Annotated in this window: 20 protein-coding genes; 8 read left to right on the plus strand and 12 right to left on the minus strand. The window is 66.7% G+C overall.

All coding sequences use genetic code 11. The features are described from left to right. Window positions 1-36: 36 nt before the first annotated feature. The gene (locus tag GJV37_RS18110) at window positions 37-912 is read left to right on the plus strand and encodes a LysR family transcriptional regulator (protein ID WP_193452809.1); all 876 of its coding nucleotides are present in this window, start codon (window positions 37-39) and stop codon (window positions 910-912) included. Here the strand turns inward: GJV37_RS18110 and GJV37_RS18115 are convergent, their stop codons facing one another. Continuing rightward, a complete protein-coding gene (locus GJV37_RS18115) occupies window positions 913-1,665 on the minus strand; it encodes a glutathione S-transferase family protein (RefSeq protein ID WP_193452810.1) in 753 nt (250 codons plus the stop codon). Window positions 1,666-1,843: 178 nt separating this feature from the next. Between GJV37_RS18115 and GJV37_RS18120 the strand changes: the two genes are divergently transcribed. The 3 genes from GJV37_RS18120 (at window position 1,844) to GJV37_RS18130 (ending at window position 5,906) form a co-directional block, all read left to right on the plus strand. Further along, entirely contained in the window at window positions 1,844-2,347 is a 504-nt protein-coding gene (locus GJV37_RS18120) for an RNA polymerase sigma factor (protein ID WP_376784844.1), read from the plus strand. Then, entirely contained in the window at window positions 2,344-3,306 is a 963-nt protein-coding gene (locus GJV37_RS18125; RefSeq protein WP_170857981.1) for a FecR domain-containing protein, read from the plus strand. Before GJV37_RS18120 ends, GJV37_RS18125 begins: the two co-directional genes overlap by 4 nt. Before the next feature lie 191 nt (window positions 3,307-3,497). Continuing rightward, window positions 3,498-5,906: a TonB-dependent siderophore receptor gene (locus GJV37_RS18130; RefSeq protein WP_170857982.1), complete on the plus strand. Its 2,409-nt coding sequence runs from the start codon at window positions 3,498-3,500 to the stop codon at window positions 5,904-5,906. Between the two features lie 184 nt (window positions 5,907-6,090). On the opposite strand, the gene GJV37_RS18135 is transcribed toward GJV37_RS18130, so the two are convergent. Beyond that, window positions 6,091-6,948 carry a protein phosphatase 2C domain-containing protein gene (locus GJV37_RS18135; RefSeq protein ID WP_024763648.1) on the minus strand — a complete coding sequence of 286 codons (858 nt, stop codon included), beginning with the start codon at window positions 6,946-6,948 and terminating at the stop codon, window positions 6,091-6,093. 80 nt (window positions 6,949-7,028) lie between these two features. Between GJV37_RS18135 and GJV37_RS18140 the strand changes: the two genes are divergently transcribed. Then, a complete protein-coding gene (locus tag GJV37_RS18140; protein ID WP_169889991.1) occupies window positions 7,029-7,979 on the plus strand; it encodes a Vgb family protein in 951 nt (316 codons plus the stop codon). Window positions 7,980-7,998: 19 nt separating this feature from the next. Then, the gene (locus GJV37_RS18145) at window positions 7,999-8,622 is read left to right on the plus strand and encodes a glutathione S-transferase (RefSeq protein ID WP_065084721.1); all 624 of its coding nucleotides are present in this window, start codon (window positions 7,999-8,001) and stop codon (window positions 8,620-8,622) included. 32 nt (window positions 8,623-8,654) lie between these two features. Here the strand turns inward: GJV37_RS18145 and GJV37_RS18150 are convergent, their stop codons facing one another. The 7 genes from GJV37_RS18150 to GJV37_RS18180 form a co-directional block, all read right to left on the minus strand. Further along, window positions 8,655-8,927 (minus strand): ABC transporter substrate-binding protein, encoded by a 273-nt coding sequence (locus GJV37_RS18150; protein WP_065084720.1) that lies wholly within the window; start codon window positions 8,925-8,927, stop codon window positions 8,655-8,657. After that, window positions 8,924-9,232, minus strand: coding sequence for a hypothetical protein (locus tag GJV37_RS18155; RefSeq protein WP_024766526.1), 309 nt, complete (start codon window positions 9,230-9,232; stop codon window positions 8,924-8,926). Before GJV37_RS18155 ends, GJV37_RS18150 begins: the two co-directional genes overlap by 4 nt. A gap of 11 nt (window positions 9,233-9,243) precedes the next feature. Next, window positions 9,244-10,686 carry a cell envelope integrity protein CreD gene (gene creD, locus GJV37_RS18160; protein WP_170857983.1) on the minus strand — a complete coding sequence of 481 codons (1,443 nt, stop codon included), beginning with the start codon at window positions 10,684-10,686 and terminating at the stop codon, window positions 9,244-9,246. Window positions 10,687-10,874: 188 nt separating this feature from the next. Then, a complete protein-coding gene (gene creC / locus GJV37_RS18165) occupies window positions 10,875-12,290 on the minus strand; it encodes a two-component system sensor histidine kinase CreC (protein ID WP_065086274.1) in 1,416 nt (471 codons plus the stop codon). Further along, entirely contained in the window at window positions 12,290-12,979 is a 690-nt protein-coding gene (gene creB, locus GJV37_RS18170) for a two-component system response regulator CreB (protein ID WP_170857984.1), read from the minus strand. The genes creC and creB overlap by 1 nt, the downstream gene beginning before the upstream one ends. Before the next feature lie 65 nt (window positions 12,980-13,044). Continuing rightward, window positions 13,045-13,566 carry a retropepsin-like aspartic peptidase RloA2 gene (gene rloA2, locus GJV37_RS18175; RefSeq protein ID WP_065086273.1) on the minus strand — a complete coding sequence of 174 codons (522 nt, stop codon included), beginning with the start codon at window positions 13,564-13,566 and terminating at the stop codon, window positions 13,045-13,047. Between the two features lie 74 nt (window positions 13,567-13,640). Then, complete coding sequence (locus GJV37_RS18180) at window positions 13,641-14,894, minus strand: cyclic di-GMP phosphodiesterase (RefSeq protein ID WP_170857985.1); 1,254 nt, start codon at window positions 14,892-14,894, stop codon at window positions 13,641-13,643. 124 nt (window positions 14,895-15,018) lie between these two features. Between GJV37_RS18180 and GJV37_RS18185 the strand changes: the two genes are divergently transcribed. Continuing rightward, on the plus strand, window positions 15,019-15,903 hold the full coding sequence (locus GJV37_RS18185; RefSeq protein ID WP_065086271.1) for an acyltransferase: 885 nt from the start codon (window positions 15,019-15,021) through the stop codon (window positions 15,901-15,903). Window positions 15,904-15,909: 6 nt separating this feature from the next. Here GJV37_RS18185 and GJV37_RS18190 read toward each other — a convergent pair whose 3' ends face one another. Together GJV37_RS18190 and GJV37_RS18195 are read right to left on the minus strand one after the other, a co-directional pair. Then, complete coding sequence (locus GJV37_RS18190; RefSeq protein ID WP_054907974.1) at window positions 15,910-16,464, minus strand: DUF2780 domain-containing protein; 555 nt, start codon at window positions 16,462-16,464, stop codon at window positions 15,910-15,912. A 97-nt stretch (window positions 16,465-16,561) separates the two neighbouring features. Then, window positions 16,562-17,104, minus strand: a complete 543-nt coding sequence (locus GJV37_RS18195; RefSeq protein WP_024766519.1) for a DUF2780 domain-containing protein — start codon at window positions 17,102-17,104, stop codon at window positions 16,562-16,564. A 294-nt stretch (window positions 17,105-17,398) separates the two neighbouring features. Between GJV37_RS18195 and mdtD the strand changes: the two genes are divergently transcribed. Then, window positions 17,399-18,835 carry a multidrug transporter subunit MdtD gene (mdtD, locus tag GJV37_RS18200; RefSeq protein WP_024766518.1) on the plus strand — a complete coding sequence of 479 codons (1,437 nt, stop codon included), beginning with the start codon at window positions 17,399-17,401 and terminating at the stop codon, window positions 18,833-18,835. On the opposite strand, the gene rloA3 is transcribed toward mdtD, so the two are convergent. Next, window positions 18,836-19,345, minus strand: coding sequence for a retropepsin-like aspartic peptidase RloA3 (rloA3, locus tag GJV37_RS18205; RefSeq protein WP_170857986.1), 510 nt, complete (start codon window positions 19,343-19,345; stop codon window positions 18,836-18,838). It abuts the gene before it with no gap. Window positions 19,346-19,451 lie beyond the last annotated feature (106 nt).

The raw sequence follows: 19,451 nt of genomic DNA on the forward strand, positions 1-19,451 counted from the left end.
TACAAAGAGCTGACCAAGACTGTCAGGAAAGCTGACATGCACGATTTCACCCTGCACGACCTGCAATGCTTCGATGCCGTAGCCACGGCGGGCGGCTTCCAGGCGGCGGCACAGCACCTGCACCGCTCGCACCCGGCGGTGTTCGCCGCCGTCGCCCGGCTGGAGCGGCAGCTCGGTCTAGTGCTGCTGGATCGCAGCGGCTACCGCGTCACCCTGACCGTCTCCGGCCAATCCTTCCATCGCCGCGCCCAAGGCTTGCTGCGCGAGCTGGGCAGCCTGCGCGACCACGCCACGCACCTGGCCGCCGGAGAGGAAAGCGAACTGCGCGTGGTGCTCGGCGACTTCTGCCCGCGCCCTGCCCTGCTGGAGCGATTGGCGCGTTTCTTCGCCGGTGAACCGCAGACGCGCCTGCAGCTGTACTTCGAAAGCGTCAGCGGCCCGCTGGAGCGGCTACTGGATGATGAGGCGGACCTGATCCTGCACCGCGTCGACAAGGCCGATCCGCGCCTGGAATGGCTGGACCTGGGCGCCGTGGATTTCATTCCGGTCATCGCCCCGGCGCTCCTGCCGGAAATGGCCAGCCCCGGCCCGGAACACCTGCGCCCGCTCACCCAGTGCGTCATGCGCGACAGCGCCCGGCACTCGCCACCAGTGGAGTTCTTTACACTGGATGGCGCGCCGCAATGCAGCGTGCCGGACCAGGCGATGAAGAAAGAGCTGGTGCTTTACGGCCTGGCCTGGGGGCACCTGCCGCGTCACCTGATAGAAGAGGAGCTCGCCGACGGTCGCCTGTGCGATCTCAGCGGAGCACAGTTGCCCGGCCGCCGCGAGGAACTGGTCGCCGCGCGCCGCCGCGACCGTGCCCACGGCCCGGTCGCGCAACGGCTCTGGAGCTTCCTGCAGGCGAGCTGATCAGCTACGACTCATCGGCCCGCGCACTGGCTGCTCGCGCAGGTGGCTGACCTCGCTGATCGGCGCGCCCGCTGCGATCAGTGCCTCGCGCTGTTGCAGGATCGGCGTGCGGGCGATGGCGCGCTCGAACGGATGGAGCTTTTCGAATACCGGCAGGGCGAAAGCCGCTTCCAGCATGGCCGCCAGTTTGGGCCAGCACTGGGCGTCGAGCTGATAGCGAGCGAACTGCGCGTTGCGCATGAAGCAGGCAACGCTGATGTCAGCGATGGACAGCTCGCCGAACAGCCAGCCGGTCGCCGGCAACTGTGCTTCCAGGTAGTCGAAGATCGACGGCAGATCCTGCTGATAGGTCTTTTCCAGCACCGCCGCGTCCGGTTCGCGGCCCCAGACGCCACGGCCGATCACCAGTTGGTCGAACAGCTGCCAGATCACCACCTGGCCCATTCGGCTGTCGGCGAACTCCTCGATCCAGCGCGCGCGGGCGCGATCGGCGATATCCGCCGGGTACAGCGCGGGCTGTGGATAACGTTCTTCGAGGTACTGGCAGATCACCGAGGAGTCGTTGAGCACCAGCTCGCCATCCACCAGCACCGGCACCTGGCGCAGCGGGCTGAGGCGCTCGAACTCGGCGTTGCCGTAAAAGGGCACGACGGAATCGATGCGGTAGTCCACGCCCTTCATCTCCAGCAGGACCAGCGCTTTGCGCACATAGGGGGACAGGTAGGAGCCGATGATGAGTACGGGGTCGGACATGGCTGTTTTTCTTATAGGAATGGGCGCCCGATTGTAGATGGTGCCGCGAACGGCAGACAAAAGCCGACGGGCGCCAATTGCGCGCGTGACTGCACTTTGCGATCATTTGCGAATAGTTATCGTTTTTGAACTTGATCCCATTCGGGATCATTGGGGGAGTAGCTTGTCGGCCATCCAGATGGGTAGCGGCGAACTCGTTGGCGCCTTGTATCGCGCTCACCGCGACTGGCTGACTGCCTGGCTGAACCGCAGCCTGGGCTGTCCGCAGCGCGCCGAAGACCTGAGCCAGGACACCTTCGTCCGCGTGCTCGGCCGTCGCGAGCTGCCTTCCCTGCGCGAACCGCGCGCCTTCCTGGTCACCGTCGCCAAGGGCCTGCTGGTGGATCACTGGCGCCGCGTGGCGCTGGAACAGGCCTACCTCGAAGAGCTGAAGTTCCTGCCAGAAGCCGTGCAGCCCTCGGCCGAGGAACACTGCCTGATCCTCGCCGACCTGCGCGAGATCGACCGTCTGCTGGGCAAGCTGTCCACCCGCGCGCGCAGCGCCTTCCTGCTCAACCGCCTGGATGGCCTGGGCCACGCCGAGATCGCCGAGCAGTTGGGCGTTTCCGTGCCGCGGGTACGCCAGTACATCGCCCAGGGCCTGCGCCAGTGCTACATCGCCCTGTACGGCGAGCCGACGTGAAGGGACCGGTTTCCCTGCAGGTGCTGGACGAGGCGATCAGCTGGCAGCTGCGCCTGGGCTCCGGTGAATCGCGCCCGGACGATGAGGCCGCCTTCGCTCGCTGGCACTCCGCCCACAGCGAACATGCCCGCGCCTGGAGCCAGTTGGGCATGCTCGACCGCAGCCTTGCCGGCGCCGCCCCCAAGGCCGCACGCAATGCCTTGCTGCGCTCGCCCGGCGAGTCGCGGCGCAAGGCCCGCCGGCTGGCCGGCACCGGGCTGTCGCTGCTGCTGGTCGGCGCGCTCGCGCTGGGCGTCGGCAATCGCTATACGCCGGTACGCTACGTCTTCTCCGACCTGGTAACCGCCACCGGCGAGCAGCGCGAACTGCGCCTGCCAGACAACACCCTGCTCAAGCTCAACAGCCGCACCGCCGTCGACGTGCGCTTCGACGCCCAGCAGCGCCGCATCGTGCTGCTCAGCGGCGAGATCCTGGTAGAGACCGCCCACGGCGACAGCCGCCCCTTCATCGTCGAAACCGACGAGGGCCGCCTGCGTGCCCTCGGCACGCGCTTCCTGGTGGAGCGCGACGAAGGCGACAGCACCTTGCTCAGCGTCCTGCAATCCGCCGTGGCCGCGCGCCCCGAACAACTGCCGGACGAGCGCGTGATCAACCAGGGCCAGCAGGTGCGCTTGCGCGCCGATGGCTTCGGCAGCGTGGAGGCCAACAGCGCCACCGCCGATGCCTGGACCCACGGCATGCTGGTGGTGGACAACGTGCGCCTGGGCGAGCTGATCGACCAACTGGCTCGCTACAGCCCCGGCTACCTGGCGGTGGACCCGGCGCTGGCGGACCTGCGCATCACCGGCAGCTTCCCGCTGAAGAACATCGACCTGGCGCTCGGCTCGCTGGAGCCGACGCTGCCGGTGCGTATCGAGAAGCACGGCCCCTGGTGGTCGCGCGTGGTACCGCGCGGCTGAAGGTTCTTGTGCAGGAGCGGGTTTGCTCGCGAACGGATTCCCCCCGGTTACCACGGCATCAAGGGGTTCGCGAGCAAGCTCGCTCCTGCGAAAAGCCATCCGGAAAAATATTTTCACCCAGCCCTATCACTTTTTGATTCTCGTCCGGCAAGGAGGCATCGAGAAACGTTTTCATTCAGGAGTCGTTTTCAATGCGCCGCCCGTTCGAGCTTTCGCTTCGCCCCTGCCTGCTGGCCACCGCCATTCTGCTGGCTACCTCCTCGGCCCTCGCTGCCGACGCCGTGCGTGATTACCAACTGCCCGCCGGCCCGCTGGCCAGCACCCTCAACCGCATCGCCGCAGAAGGCGGCCTGAGCCTGAGCCTCGACCCGGCGCTGGCCCAGGGCCGCAGCGCGCATGCCGTGCAGGGCCGCTTCGATGCCGCCAGCGCACTGCGCCAGGCGCTGCAGGGCACCGGCCTGGAGCTGGTGGAAAGCGAATCGGGCAGCTACAGCCTGCGCCCGGCGCCGAGCGACACCCTGTCGATGTCCGCCACCACCGTCAGCGGCACCCAGGAAGACCCGGACGGCCCGGCCGTGGGCTACCTGGCCACCCGCACCCGCGCCGGCACCAAGACCGACACCCCGCTGCTGGAAGCCCCGCGCTCCATCTCCGTCGCCACCCGCGAGCAGATGCAGGACCGCAACGTGCAGAGCCTGGATGACGCGGTGCGCTACATGCCCGGCGTGATCGCCAGCAGCTACGGCAACGACACCCGCGCCGAATGGCTGAAGGTACGCGGCTTCGAGCCGACCCAGTTCCTCGACGGCCTGCCGCTGCCCAAGGGCTCCTACGTGATGCCCAAGCTGGAAACCTGGGACCTGGAACGTGTCGCCCTGCTGCGCGGCCCGGCCTCCTCGCTGTACGGCCAGACCCCGCCCGGCGGCCTGCTGGACATGACCAGCCGCCGTCCGGAAGCTGAAAGCAGCCATGAAGTGCAGCTGCAGGTCGGCAGCTACGAGCACAAGCAGATTTCCTTCGACAGCACCGGCAAGGTCGACGACGCCGGCAACCTGCTGTACCGCGTCAGCGGTGTCGTGCGCGACAGCAACACCCAGGTCGACCACGTCGACAACAAGCGCTACAACATCGCGCCGAGCCTGACCTGGAACTTCGACGAAGACACCAAGCTGACCTTCCTCTCGCAGTTCAACCGCGACGATACCGGCATCACCAGCCAGTTCCTGCCGCTGCAGGGCACCAAGCTGTCCACCCCGGCGGGCGAGGTGAAGTACCACGAGAACCTCGGCGATCCGGACTGGGAGTTCTACGACAAGACCTATTACGCCTTGGGTTACGCCTTCGAGCACCGCATCAACGACGTCTGGCAGTTCCGCCAGAACCTGCGCTACACCAAGAGCGACCTGTCGTTCCAGGGCATCACCGCTGGCGGCAGCGCAACCTCGGTCAGCGACGACGGCACCCTGGCCCGTGGCGCCAACGTGGTGGATGAAGACATCAGCCAGTTCGCCATCGACAACAACCTGCAGGCGGACTTCTCCACCGGCCCGCTCACGCACACCCTGCTGCTGGGCCTGGATCACCAGCGTGCCAACACCAACTACAAATGGCTGTATGGCGCGGCGCCGACCAGCAACATCAGCAAGCCGATCTATGGCCAGGACTTCAGCAACGTCGCCTTCACCGCGTACAACGATTACAACCAGAAGATGCGCGACACCGGCCTCTACGCGCAGGACCAGATCGCCCTCGACAACTGGCGCCTGACCCTCGGTGGTCGTCAGGACTGGGCCCACACCGGCTCGAAGTTCTACAACGCCGGCGGCGCCACCGATACCCGTCGCGACAGCCAGTTCAGCGGCAACGCGGCGCTCAGCTACCTGTTCGAGAATGGCGTGGCGCCCTACGTGTCCTATGCCGAGTCGTTCCAGACCGAAGCGGGCGGCGCCGCTGGCGCGGCCTTCGAGCCGAGCACCGGCAAGCAGTACGAGCTGGGCGTGAAGTACCAGCCGGTGGGCACCGACCTGATGCTCAGCGCGGCCGTCTACGACCTGACCCGCAAGAACATCGTCCTCACCGGCAGCGACTTCATCAGCCGCCCGGTGGGCGAGGCGCAGGTGCGTGGCTTCGAGCTGGAGGCCGTAGGCAACGTCACCGAGAACCTCAAGGTGACCGCCGCCTACACCTACGCCAACAGCAAGATGACCAAGGTCGCCAACCCGCTGGACAAGAACCGCCCGCTGCCGCTCACCCCGGAAAACCAGGCCTCGCTGTGGGCCGACTACACCTGGCATGACGGCCTGCTCGACGGCTTCGGCCTGGGCTTCGGCACCCGCTACGTCGGCGAGACCCACAACATCGCCATCGGCAGCATGGGCTACGTGCGCGACAAGTCGGACGGCGACACCGGCTCCTACACCGTCTACGACGCCGCGGTGCACTACGACCTCGGCCGCCTGGACAACAGCCTCAACGGCCTGAACGTCGCGCTGAATGCCAACAACGTATTCGACAAGGAATACATCTCCACCTGCGACGGCTTCTACTGCTACTACGGCGACCGTCGCAACGTGGTGGCCAGCGTCAACTACAAGTTCTGACGCCTCCACGAAGCCGCGGGCACTCGTAGGGCGCATAACGCGCAAGCGTTATGCGCCGGGCAAAAGCCGGCGGATAACCTGTTCCAGGTTACTCGCCGTAGGATCCTGCGCACTGAAAGCCCCGCTCCGAAAGAGCGGGGCTTTTTGCTTTCTCCGCAATGCCATCCTCGGAATTGTCGGGGCCTCAGCCGCGCACAACTCCCCACACCACACTCGCATCGTCGTGGATCTTCAGGCGTGGATAGTCCAACGCCTGGCCATCGGCGCTTTCCAGCGCGCGCAATTCGTCGATCAGCGCTTCGACGCCTCGTTCAGGCAGCGCCGCGAACAGCGAATCCAGGTCGTAGCGACGGAAATCCAGCAACCGGTCGAATCCATCGGTCACCAGCATGAACGCCTTCAATCCTGAAGGATCGAGCACCCGGCGCTGCACATGCGCAATCCAGCGCTCGCTCGGATCGAGGCACCAATACCCCTGCGGAGTGTTCGCCAGCGCCCGGTTGCGCCGCACCCACTCGCGGCTGGCCTGCCACAACTGTGCGTGGGACCAATCCGGATTTGCCTCGCGCAGCGCCAGCAGGCGCTGCACCGACTGGCGGTCGATCTCTTCCAGCGGCGTGTCGCCGAAACTCTCGACGTGGCCATCATCCCAGGCCAGGTGAATGCAGGTGTCGCAGAGGTTGAGCAGCTCCAGCGAGCCATCGCCCAGCACCCGCAGCAGGCTCAGGCAAGCGGTGGGCAGGTTCAGATCAAGGCTCACGGCCACGCCGGAATCGCGCTGGAAATCCGCAGCGATGCCCGCCTGCAATTGTGCCAGCAGGTCTTGAGTCGGCCTGTACGGCTGCTCCTCCAGCAGGCGCTGAAGATGAGCATTGGCGCTCTGCGCCAGCCAGCGCGCGTCGCTCTCGCCGCCGACCAGCCCCTGCCCGAGGCTGGTCGCGCCATCCAGCACCCAGGCCGCCTGCGCGGTGTAGCCGATGGCATCGTCGTTCACCGGCGAGCCCTGGCGGCACGCCGCCCCCAATACGGAAATCGTCGTCACAACCGCTCTCCTTCGTTTCGTCGGCCACACTGACCGGCGTACAGTCTCATCACCATCCGGACTCTGCCAAGGAGAGCCCCATGCTTCGCGTTCTGCCGCTGATTCTCGCCGGCCTGTTGCTGGCCAACGGCGCCCACGCCACGCAAGTGAAGTACTTCGACCTGCCCAAGGGTTCCGGCCCGCACGACGTGGCGCCCACCGAGGACGGCAAGGTCTGGTACACCGCGCAGAAGCTCGGCGTGCTCGGCCGGCTCGATCCGCAGACCGGGCAGAGCGAGCAGATCAGCCTCGGCAAGGGCTCCAGCCCCCACGGCGTGATCGCCGACGCCAACGGCGACGCCTGGATCACCGACAGTGGCCTCAACGCCATCGTCCACGTGGACGCGCAGCGTCTGGGCGTGGAAGTCATCCCGTTGCCCAGGGAAGCGGCCAACGCCAATCTCAACACTGCGGTATTCGATGACGACGGCGTGCTGTGGTTCACCGGGCAGAATGGCTTCTATGGTCGGCTCGACCCGGACAGCCGCGACCTGAAGGTCTGGCCGGCGCCGCGCGGCAAGGGCCCCTACGGCATCGCCGTGACTCCGGATGGAGGCGTCTGGTACGCGTCCCTCGCGGGCAACTACATCGGCCAGGTCGACGATATCGCCGATAACGCCACCACCTTCGACGCCCCCGGCAACGACAGCGGCCCGCGTCGCCTGTGGGCCGACTCCGTGGGGCGGCTGTGGATCAGCCAGTGGAGCGCCGGAAGCCTGGCGCGCTTCGACCCCAGCGACAACCAGTGGAAAACCTGGAAGCTGCCGGGCGATCATCCGCAGCCCTATGCGGTCTACGTCGATGCCATGGACCAGGTCTGGCTGAGCGATTTCGCCGCCAATGCCCTGCTGCGCTTCGATCCGCAGAGCGAGAAATTCACGGCCTACCCGAGCGACCACGAACACGCCAACGTGCGCCAGCTGCTCGGCCGGCCCGGCGAGGTGTGGGGCGCCGAATCCGGCACCGATCGCCTGGTCGTCCTGCAAGATTGAACCCACCGAGGAGTCGTTGATGAGTACCCGTCCCGTCCTGTTCCACGCCGCCGCTTCGCCCTTCGTGCGCAAGGTCATGGTCCTGCTGCACGAGACCGGCCAGGCCGACTCCGTGGAGCTGTACGCCGCCGTCCACACACCCATCGCGCCGGACGCCGGCGTGCTGCAGGACAATCCCGCCGGGAAGATTCCCGCCCTGCGCCTGGCCGACGGCCAGACCCTGCATGACAGCCGGGTGATCCTCGAATACCTCGACCAGCAACACGCCGGCGAGCCGCTGATTCCCCGCGACGGCGCGGCACGCTGGCGCCGCCTGACCCTCGCCTCATTGGCCGACGCGGTACTGGATGCCGCCGTGCTGATTCGCTACGAAACCGCCATGCGCCCCCAGGAGAAACACTGGGACAAATGGCTCGACAACCAACAGCTGAAGATCGTCCGCACCCTCGCCTATTTCGACGGCCCGGCCCACCCCGAGCTGGCCGAGCGCTTCGACATTGCCGCGATCGGCGTCGCCTGCGCGCTGGGCTACCTGGACTTCCGCCAGCCGCACTGGGACTGGCGCGCGGACTATCCGCAATTGGCGAAGTGGTTCGCCGAGGTCAGCCAGCGGCCGTCGATGCAGGCGACCGTGCCAGCCTGACTGACGATGAGTATCGCTGCACGCCACCCATCCTAGGGTACGCAGCTCAGAGAGCGGGCCGGCATGCTCCAGACCTGCCAGCCCGCACCGCCCAGCCCCCTCTCCCCTCGGGAGAGGGTTGGGGTGAGGGGAAGCCGGCTGCGCCAGGCCTTCATCATCGGCTGGCTGTGCCGCACCACCCGCCGCTGAAAACGCTCATCACGCATCGCCCTCCGCCCCATCCCCTGCTCGAACAACCCGGCGATACGCCGCGCCAGCCGTCGCCCCACCTCGTGCTCCTCGCGCAGCCCGGTCCACGCACTCATGACGGCTGCTCCTGGCGGCCGAAGCGATAGATCGGCAGCGCCAGCAGCAGGCCGAGCTGGGCGACTCCCACACACATCTCCAGGAAGGAGCGCACATGGGGATTGTTCGCCGCATCCTCGACGCCGGTGAGCAACTCCCACCAATCGCCCGGCAGCAGCAGGGCGATGTGGGCCAGCGGTTTGCCGCTGGCCACCAGCAGGGCGATCCAGTCGAAGCGGCCGATGAGCATCAGCACTGGCAGGCACAGACCACTGATCAGCAGGCCGGCGAACAGGCACAGGGAAAAGCGCATCACGTTGGTCATCACGACTCTCCTCAGCGCTGTACGCGCACATCGTCCAGGGAAAATTCCAGGTCATCGCCACGGGGCTTGCCGATGCCATACCAGTCCAGCCGGCGAGTCAGCACCATCACGCCACCGAGCACACCGAACAGCAGCAGCGAGCCCATCAGCAAGGCGTAGTCTTCGGCGCTGAGCAGCGCGTAGAGCATCCCGTAGAGCCCGGCGAGCCCCAGGCTGAAACCGGCGCCGCGCCACAGGCTGTGCAACACGTGGCAGAGGTAGAAACCGATCAGCCCGACACAGGCGCCAGCGGACAACAGGTAGGCCAGCTCGAAGCCGAGATGCTCGGAGAGCGACAGCAGGAGCAGGTAGAACAGCGCCAGCGCCATGCCCACCAGCGCGTACTGGATCGGGTGCACCGACAGGCGCTTGAGTACTTCGAAGAGGAAGAAGCCGGCGAAGGTGAGGACGATGAACAGCAGCGCGTACTTCACCGCGCGGTCGGTCTTCAGGTACTGGTCCACCGGGTCCACCAGCGCCACGCCGAAGCGATGCTCACCGAACTGGCTGCACTCGGCGGTGCTGGCGCGGGAGATATCCGGATCGTCCGCACCGACCGCCCGAGCCACGTCGACCTGGGCCGGCGCGGTGCATGCACGCAGTTGATCCTCCAGGTTGGTGGCGAAGAAACTGGTGCGCCAGCGTGCGCTGAAACCCTGGTTGCTGACGCTGCGCTCGGTGGGCAGGAACTCACCGCCGAAGCTGGGATGCGGCCAGTCCGAGACCAGCTTGACCTGGCTGTCGCGGCCCACCGGGGTGATGTCCAGGCGGCTGCTGCCCAGCAGCGACAGCTCGAAGGAATAGTCGAAGCGCTGCTCGCGGTCGCTGGCCTTGAACGGCAGCACGGCATGCACGCCGTTGCCGAGGAACTGGCTCTGGGTGCCGGGCTGGAAGTCGCGCAGCTCGTCGCCGACCTTCAGCTTCGGCGCGTTCTCGATGCCGCGCACATCGCTGATGCCCACCGCCAGCAACGGGTCGTCGAAACGGTAACTGCCCAGGTCGCTGCTGATGCCGTAGTTGGCCGGCAGGACGAAGCTGCCGCTGACCTGGCTGTCGGCATGGAACAGGCGCGCCTCGTAGATGCCGCGATGGCGCAGTTCGGTGCGCATCTGCCCATCGAGACTGAAGACTTCCGGCAGGAAGTACAGCCGCCCGCGCACCTCGCGCTCCTGCAATACGCGCTGCTGGCTGGCCTTGTCCAGGCGCCAGGCGCGAATGGTGCGGGTGTAGGGCACGACCACCAGCGGGCCGGTGAGCTGCTGGCTGTAGCTGGCGCTGCGGGCGATGTCCTGCAGGACCTCGTCGCGGTAGTTCTGACGCTCGTCGACCAGACCGTCGATCATCAGCAGGGGTATCAGCAGGAGGACGATCAACAGCGCGATGGCGCCGAGCTTGATGCCGAGTTGGCGGTTCATCGAAGACTTTCTCCGTGAGTGGACGACGGAGTGAGCGTGGGGTTCGCGCGTGGTGGCGCTCGGGGCGGAATGTGGAGAGTCTGTGGGGATTGTGTGGCTATGGCTTTTCGTAGGAGCGAGCTTGCTCGCGAACCTGCCCCCCACAGCGGAGCATGTTCGCGAGCCAGGACTGGGCGTCCCCCTCAGTCCTACAAGGGCAGGAACAGAGTCGCGCGGACGCCGCCGTCGACGTTCTCCACGCTCAACTCACCGCCATGCAAGGTCGCCACTTCCGCGACGAAGTTGAGCCCCAGCCCGGTGCTCTTGCGGCCACTCGCCGGGCGCGGCAGGGAGTAGAAACGCTCGGTCAGGCGCGGCAGGGCGAACTCCGGAATGGCTTCGCCCTGGTTGAACAGTTCGACGCGCCAGCCCTCGCCATCGGGCTGCGCATCGAAACGAATGACACCACCCGGCGGTGTGAAATCCAGTGCGTTGTCCAGCAGGTTGCCCAGCGCCTGGCGCAGCAGGAAGCGCTCGCCGTGTACCGTCGCCTGCGGCGCGATGGCGTTCTCCAGCTGCACGCCCTGCACCCGCGCCATGCGCTCATCGACCAGCTCGCTGGCCAGTTCATGCAAGGCCACCGGCACGCGCTCCTCCAGTCCCTGGCGCTGCTCCACCTGGGCCAGATTCAGCAAGCGTTCGATCAGCTGCTGCAGGCGCTCGCTTTCTCCCGCGATGTTGCCGACGAAGCGCGCACGCTGCTCGGCGGGCATCTCGCCTTCGAGCAACTCTGCGGCGCCACGGATCGCCGCCAGCGGGCTCTTCAGTTCGTGGGTCAGGGTGTGCACGTAGCGCTCGACGTAATCCTTGCCCTCCAGTTGCACACGCATGCGCTCCACGGCGCCGGCCAGCTGCGCCATCTCGCCCCCGCGATAGCGCGGCAGTTCCGCGCGGCGCCCTTCGCTGACCGCCTGGGCGTAGCGGGTCAGGCGATCCAGCGAGCGGCTCAGCCACCAGGACAGCCCCGCGCCGACCAGCAGGCCGAGCACGATCAGCCCCGCACCGAGCCACGCGAGGCGCCGTTGCGAACGGTCGATATAGGGCTGCAACGTGCGGTTGGGTTTGGAGACCGAAACCACGCCGATGATCTTCTCGCCATCGCGGATCGGCGCGGCGACATACATCACCGAGGATTCCGGGTCGTCCGCCGACTCGCGGCTGGAACGCGCGCCGTACTGGCCGCGCAGGGTCAGGTAGACGTCGTTCCAGCGCGAGTAGTCCTGGCCCACGGCCTGGCCGAGGGAATCCAGCAGGACGATGCCGCGCGCGTCGGTCACGTAGATGCGGTGGTTCACCGCGGTCTTGTTCACGCCCCAGATGTCCGCCTGCGGGCTGCGCGCGCCATAGGCGCGAAGCATCTCGGGCAGGCGGCTCTGGTCGAGGGTGCCGCGCTTCACGTCGGCCTGCAGAATCTCGGCCAGCAGGTTGGCGGTATCCACCAGGGTCTCTTCGCTGGACTGGCGCACGCCGGGGCGGATCTCGTCCATCACCGTGCGCAATACGAACCAGCCGGTCAGCCCGACGAAGAAGAAGTAGACCAGGAAGATCCGCAGCGACAGGCGCATCAGCTCTTGTCCGGCGCGTAGCTGTAGCCCAGGCCGCGGTGGGTCTGGATCGGTTCGGCGGCGGGGGCGACCTGGCGCAGCTTGGCGCGCAGGCTCTTGATGTGGCTGTCCACATTGCGCTCGTAGCCGGCGTCGGCAGCGACGCCCAGGGCATCGAGCAACTGCTCGCGGCTGAACACCCGCTCGGGGCGCGCCAGCAGCGTCTGCAGCAGGCGGAATTCGTGGCGGGTCAGGCTCAGCGGCTGGCCGCGGTAGCGGATCTGGAAACGCTCCTCGTCCACCTCGAACGGGCCGTTGCCGATCACCGCGGGGGCAGGCGCTTCACGCGGTGCGGTGCGCTTGAGGATGGCCTTCACCCGCGCGGCGACTTCGCGCGGGCTGAAGGGTTTGACGACGTAGTCGTCGGCACCGATTTCCAGGCCGACCACACGGTCGATCTCGGCGTTGCGCGCGGTGAGGAAGATCACCGGCACCTCGGAGAAGCGACGCAGTTGCTTGCAGGCTTCGAAGCCGCTGATATCCGGCAGCCCGACGTCGAGGATGACCAGGTCGAAGCCCTCGCGCTGCAGGCGCTCGAGGGCGGGGCCGGCGAGGTTCAGCCAGGTCGTTTCGAAACCTTCGGCCTGCAGGGCATAGAGCAGCGTGTCGGCGATGGCGGCTTCATCTTCGACGATGAGGATGTGGGGCATGGGATTCCGATTCCCGGGAAGGTCCCGGAAGGGTCCACCAAGCCCCGCGCCGCGTCAATCGAGGATCAGGAGCAGTCCGGCTTGCCGGCGACGAAGCGCTCGCCCGCGTCCACCGCGACGTGGAACTTGCGCAGGCCCTTGGCGCCCATCAGGAAGGGGTAGTTGAAGTGGCTGCGGTCGGTGAGGTTGACCTCGATGGTGCGCTGGTCGCCGCCCAGGCACACCGGCAGTTCGATCACCGGGCGCTGGCTGAGGCCGGGGCCGGACTCTTCCTCTTCATCCTCGCCGGCGCCGTCCGAGCGGTTCTTGATCTTGGAGATGCGCGCCAGCTTGTGTTCGTACACCGAGTCGCCGCCATCCTTGGTGGCCAGTTTGAAGCGCACCCAGTCCTCGCCGTCGCGCTGGAAGATCTGGATATCCTTGGCCGACAGCGAGGAGGTGTAGGCGCCGGTGTCCATCTTGGCCTGCAGGGTCTGATCGAGCTCAGGCAGGCTGACCCACTCGTAGCGGCCGTAGAGTTTGGTCTCGGCGGCCAGGGCGAGGCCGGGCAAGGCAAAAAGGGATAGCAGGGCGAGGGCGCGTTTCACGCGGGAACTCCGGGTTGGGCGGGTGTAGCGCATAGGACTATCACGCCCGCCATAGGTTCGCCAGCACACCCGCTTCACGCGTCGAACAACGAGCCGCGCCGGCGGTCCAGCCCACTCCACAGCGCCTCCAGGTTGCGGAAGCCCCATTTGTCCGGCGACTCGCGGCTGACAATGCGCTCGCGGCCCTTGCACCGCGACAGGTCGAGCACCTCGAAGGGAATCGCCGCACGGGTGCGCGTCGAATAGAAGACCTTGACCACCGGCAGCAGCAGTTCCGCGCCCTGTTCCACCACCACTGCCAGGCGCTCGCTTTCCAGGCGCACCAGCGCGCCGATGGGGTAGATGCCCAGGCACCGGACGAAGGCGCGGAATACCTGCTGGTCGAGGTGCCCACCGCACCATTGCGACATGCGTTGCAGTGATTCGGCCGGGTCCCAGCCGGCCTTGTAGGGGCGGTCGGAGGTGATCGCATCGTAAATGTCGCAGACCGCGCCCATGCGCGCGAACAGGCTGACCTGCTCGCCGGCGAGGCGGTGCGGGTAGCCGGTGCCGTCGAGTTTCTCGTGGTGGTGCAGGCACACATCCAGCACCAGCGCGCTGACATGGCGGCCCTCGCGGAGAATCTCGCCACCGCGCCAGGGGTGCTCGCGCACACTGGCGAACTCGCTCTCGTCGAGGCGACCCGGCTTGTTCAGCACCGCCATCGGCACCGTCATCTTGCCGATGTCGTGGAGCAGCCCGGCAAGGCCGGCTTCACGCACCAGGTTTTCATCCAGGCCGAGCTCCCGCGCCAGGGCGATCATCAAGGCACAAACGGCGACCGAATGCAGGTAGGTGTACTCGTCGGCGGTCTTCAGCCGTGCAAGGCTGATGACTGCGTCGGGATGTCGTTGCATGGAAGCGGCGATGTCACCCACCAACTGGTGCGCGCCCTCGGCATCGACCACGCGCCCCATGCGGGCATCCTGGAACATGGCCAGGACCATTTCCTTGGAGCGGATGCACAGTTGGCGGGCGACTTGCAGCTCGTCCTCCAGGCTGCGCCGGGCAATCGGCGGGGCGAGGGGCGCGGCCGCTTCCCGCGTCTGCTCGGCGGCTGCCGCGCCAGTCTGCGCAGATGTCGGTGACACCGGCAGACAACCGCGGCGGGGGTCGATCAGCACCTCGCGCACCGCACTGTGCTTCAGGCGTCGCAAATCTTCGGGATCTTCCAGCAGGAAGCGCGCGCGCCAGAACGGATGGTTCACCCACGATCCGCACAGCTCGTGCACATACATCCCTAAAGTGACGGCTTCGACGGGAATGCGCAGGTACGGCGAGTCGGACATGGCAGGCCTCGGAGTATGACCCCCAGAGCATAGTCTTCCGGCCACTGCAGCGGGAGGGGCGCTTGGGAACCCTACGTCGGCTGCGTATCATGCTCCAGCCACCGTCGCAAAAGGAAAGGACCCCATGCAGGCACTGACCGGCGTCTTCGCCAGCCTCCTGTTGCTGCTCAACACCCTGATCCTGATCGGCCCGATGCTGCTGATCGCCCTGCTCAAGCTCATCGTTCCCGGACAAGCAGCGAAGGATGCCTGCTCGCGCGGGGTGATGTGGATCGCCGAGACCTGGGCGGAGATCGACAAGGCCATCTTCGCCCTGCTGACCCCGACCGTGTGGGACATCCGTGGCTCCGCCCAGTTGCGCGGCGACACGTCCTACCTGGTGATCAGCAACCACCAGTCCTGGGTCGACATCCCGGCGCTGGTGCAGGCCTTCAACCGCAAGACGCCCTACTTCAAGTTCTTCCTCAAGAAGGAGCTGATCTGGGTGCCCTTCCTCGGCCTGGCCTTCTGGGCGCTCGACTATCCCTTCATGAAGCGCTACAGCAAGGCCTTCCTGGAAAAGCACCCGGAGCTCAAGGGCAAGGACCTCGAGATCACCAAGGCCGCCTGCGAGAAGTTCAAGCGCATGCCGGTGACCGTGGTGAACTACCTCGAAGGCACGCGCTTCACCCCGGCCAAGCAGGCCCAGCAACAATCGCCCTACCAGAACCTGCTGAAGCCCAAAGCCGGCGGCGTGGCCTTCGTGCTGGCGGCCCTGGGCGAGCAGCTCGATACCCTGCTGGACGTCACCCTGGTCTACCCGAAGGGCCCGCGACCGGGCTTCTGGGATCTGCTATGCGGCCGCGTGCCGCGTGTCATCGTCGACATCCAGGCACGCGAGATCGACCCCGCGCTATGGCAGGGCGATTACGAGAACGATGCGCAATTCCGCCAGTACGTGCAGAACTGGGTGTCGCAGTTGTGGGAACAGAAGGACCAGCGCATCGAGCAGTTGCGCCAGGAGTTCTGAGGCTCCCTACGCACCCCGCCCGGCGACCGGCGCCGCCGGCGTCAGCGGGGTGCCCCAGAGTCCGCCGAGTGTACCGAGCAGTTGGCTGCTGAGGCCCTGTTCGGTGAAGTAGTCGAGGATCACCCCGGCAAAGCGGCCGATCATCGACTGGTCCATGCCCAGCACGCCGAATATCTGGTCGACGTCCTGCAGGTTGTTGATTCCACCCAGCAGCGCCGCGGCGTTGCCCAACCCGCCGAAACCACCCAGCGCCCCACCCAGGTCGCCCAGCGAACTGTTGCCGGCGAGCTGGTCGAGATTCGGCAGGGATTTCTGCAATTGCGCCGTGTCGGTTTCCTTCAGGCTGTTCATCGCCAGCCCCAGCAGGGCACCCGTGCCACCAATGGCCTGCTGCTCGCTGACGCCCAGTTGCCGGGTGAGGTTGCCCAGCAGTGCATTGGCGGCCGGCGGCACGCCCTGGGTTTCAGCGGCGGGCTCGCTGGTGTCGGTGAAGGTAGCGGCGAACACAGGGGACGCGACCAGCCAGGCGGCGGCCAGGAAGACGGCGGAACGGGTGGGCATCGACGGCTCCGGAGAACGACTGTCCGACCCCAGATCGGGGCCGGATCGTCGATAGGACCGGTGCCCGGCGCGGCGGTTCCGCGCCGGCCGGCGGATATCAGGCGCCGGTGCCCCAGAGACTGCCCAGGGTGCCGAGCAGGTTGCTGTTGGCGCCCTGCTTGCCGAGGTAATCCAGCAGCACGCTGGAGAATTTGCCAGTCATGTCCTGGTCCATGCCCAGCGCACCGAAGGCCTTGCTCACGTCGCCCATGCTGCTGACGTTGCCCAGCAGGCCGCTGGAAGCGCCGCCGCCAAGATTGCCGAGCTGCCCGCCCAGGCCACCCAGGGCGTTGCTGCCGGTGAGTTTGTCGAGGCCGGGGACGGTCTTCGCCAGCTGCGAATAGTCGGCGGTGCTGAGCTTGTTCTTCGCCAGGCCCAGCAGGGCGCCGGTACCGCCGAGGGCCTGTTCGTCGCTGACGCCGAGCTGGCCGGTCAGGGCGTTGAGCAGGCCGCTGGTCTGCGGGGTGGAGGCGACTCGCGAGGTATCGGCGCCGGTCGCGCCGGATACCGCCTTGGCGGCATCGCCCAGGTTGAAGGCAAATGCCGAGGAAGCCGCCAGCAGGGCGGCCAGTGCGAGGGTAACGCGGGGTTTGACGGACATTGCTGACTCCAAGGGAATACCGGACGCCATATCGACCGGGCGCCGCGGCCGTTGTTCCACCCCGGCCAGCGCGATCGGGCAATGGCACGGCTCGCTCACAACTTCGCCGACCGCTGCGATTGCAGAGCTGTGGCCGGGAACTTTTTCGCTGTTCACCGATGTCCACGGGCGGCCATTCGTACAATCACTGCGGAGCGATCCGCGCGAACATGGTTGTACCCAGCTCGCGGCAATTTCCCCCGCGACCGCCAAAGATTCCCTAAGCTAGAGCCATTCCCGCCTGACGGACCGACCATGAGCGACCCCTTCATTCTCACGCCCCGCGTGGCTCGCCTGCTGCCCTGGCTGGTGGCCATCGCCTTCTTCATGCAGGCCCTGGACGGCACCATCCTCAACACCGCGCTGCCGAGCATGGCCCGCTCGCTGGACGAGGACCCGCTGCGCATGCAGGGCGTGGTGATCGCCTACCTGCTCACCGTGGCGCTGCTGATCCCCTCTTCCGGCTGGATCTCCGACCGTTTCGGCACCCGTCGGGTGTTCCTCTTCGCGATCTTCCTGTTCAGCTTCGGCTCGCTGCTCTGCGCGCTCTCGCCCAGCCTCGGCACCCTGGTCGGCGCCCGCGTGGTGCAGGGTATCGGCGGCGCGCTGATGATGCCGGTAGGGCGCCTGGTGATCCTGCGCGTGTACCCGCGCACGGAGCTGGTGCGCATCCTCAGCTTCGTCACCATTCCCGGCCTGCTCGGGCCGCTGGCCGGCCCCACGCTGGGTGGCTGGCTGGTGGAGTACGCCAGCTGGCACTGGATCTTCCTGATCAACCTGCCGGTCGGGCTGGTGGGCTTCATCGTCGCCCTGCGCCTGATGCCCGACCTGCACGGTGTTCGTGCGACGCGTTTCGACTCGATCGGTTTCCTGCTGTTCGGTGGCGCCATGGTGCTGATCACCATCGCTCTCGAAGGCCTGGGCGAACTGCACATGCCCCACGTGCGCGTGGTCCTGTTGCTGGTGGGCGGGCTGGTACTGCTGGCGGCTTACTGGCTGCGTGCGCTGCGCATCGAAGCACCGCTGTTCCCACCGTCGCTGTTCGCCACACGCACCTTCGCCGTGGGCGTACTGGGCAACCTGTTCGCGCGCCTGGGCAGCGGCTCCCTGCCCTTCCTCACCCCGCTGCTGCTGCAGATCGGCCTGGGCTTCTCGCCATCGCGCGCGGGCATGACCATGATCCCGATGGCCCTGGCGGCCATGGTCATCAAGTCGCTGGCGCGACCGCTGCTGGACCTGTTCGGCTATCGCAAATTGCTGGTCAGCAACACGTTGCTGCTGGGCGCGATGATCGCCAGCCTCGGCCTGGTCGACCAGGACACCCCTTACGCCCTGCTGCTGGTGCAGTTGGCAGTGCTGGGCGGGATCAACTCGCTGCAGTTCACTGCGATGAACACCCTGACCCTGATCGATCTGCGCGACGACAACGCCAGCGCCGGCAACAGCCTGCTCTCGGTGGTCATGCAGCTATCCATCGGCATGGGCATCGCCTGTGCGGCAGCGCTGCTGGGCGGGTTCACGGGCGATCAGGAAAGCGTGCAGGGCGATGTGCTGTCGGCCTTCCACGCGACCTACTTCAGCGTTGGCATCCTCTCGATGCTGGCGGCCGCAATCTTCTTCCAGCTCAACGCCGAAGACGGCCGCACCACACCACGCCGGGTCGAACCCGAGCATGGTGTCGACGAGCATTGATCAGGGCTTGCAGGTCGGCGCGGCGGTTTGCGTCTTCGAGACGTCCACCGGCCCCAGGTGTTCCAGGGTGCGACGCCCCAGCAGCACCGGGTAATCCAGGGTCTGGCGGTCGCGCAGGGTGAACTGCTCACGGTAGACCTTGCCGCCCAGGCAAACGTCCATCAGCACCACCGGAGCGCGCTCGACGCCGCTGGCGGTCTTGAACTTGAGCACGCGCTCGACACGCCGCTCGAAAGGCAGGCGCTCTTCCTTGCCGGTCGCCGGGTCAGTCAGCATCACGTCGTACTGTACCCAGCGCTCGTCGTTCTTCTTGATGCGCGTGATGTTGCGCGCGTCCATCACCGAGGTCTGCGCGCCGGTATCCAGCTTCGCCTTGAGGGGGGCCTGTTCGGGCATCAGCATGAGCGTCTCCACCCACCCCCAGGTGGGCTGGGCGGGCGCGTCGGCGGCAAGGGCGCCGCCCGAAACGAGCAGGCCGGCGAGCAGCAGGCGGAAGGCGGGCGATGGCATGGATGGCAGCTCCGGAAAATCGATGGCAGCACTATAGGCGACAAGGACATAGGCAATAAAAAACCCCGGATGTTTCCACCCGGGGTTCTTTTTCGGCTGACGCCAG

This window comes from Pseudomonas nitroreducens (assembly GCF_010994165.1).
Taxonomy (GTDB): domain Bacteria; phylum Pseudomonadota; class Gammaproteobacteria; order Pseudomonadales; family Pseudomonadaceae; genus Pseudomonas; species Pseudomonas nitroreducens.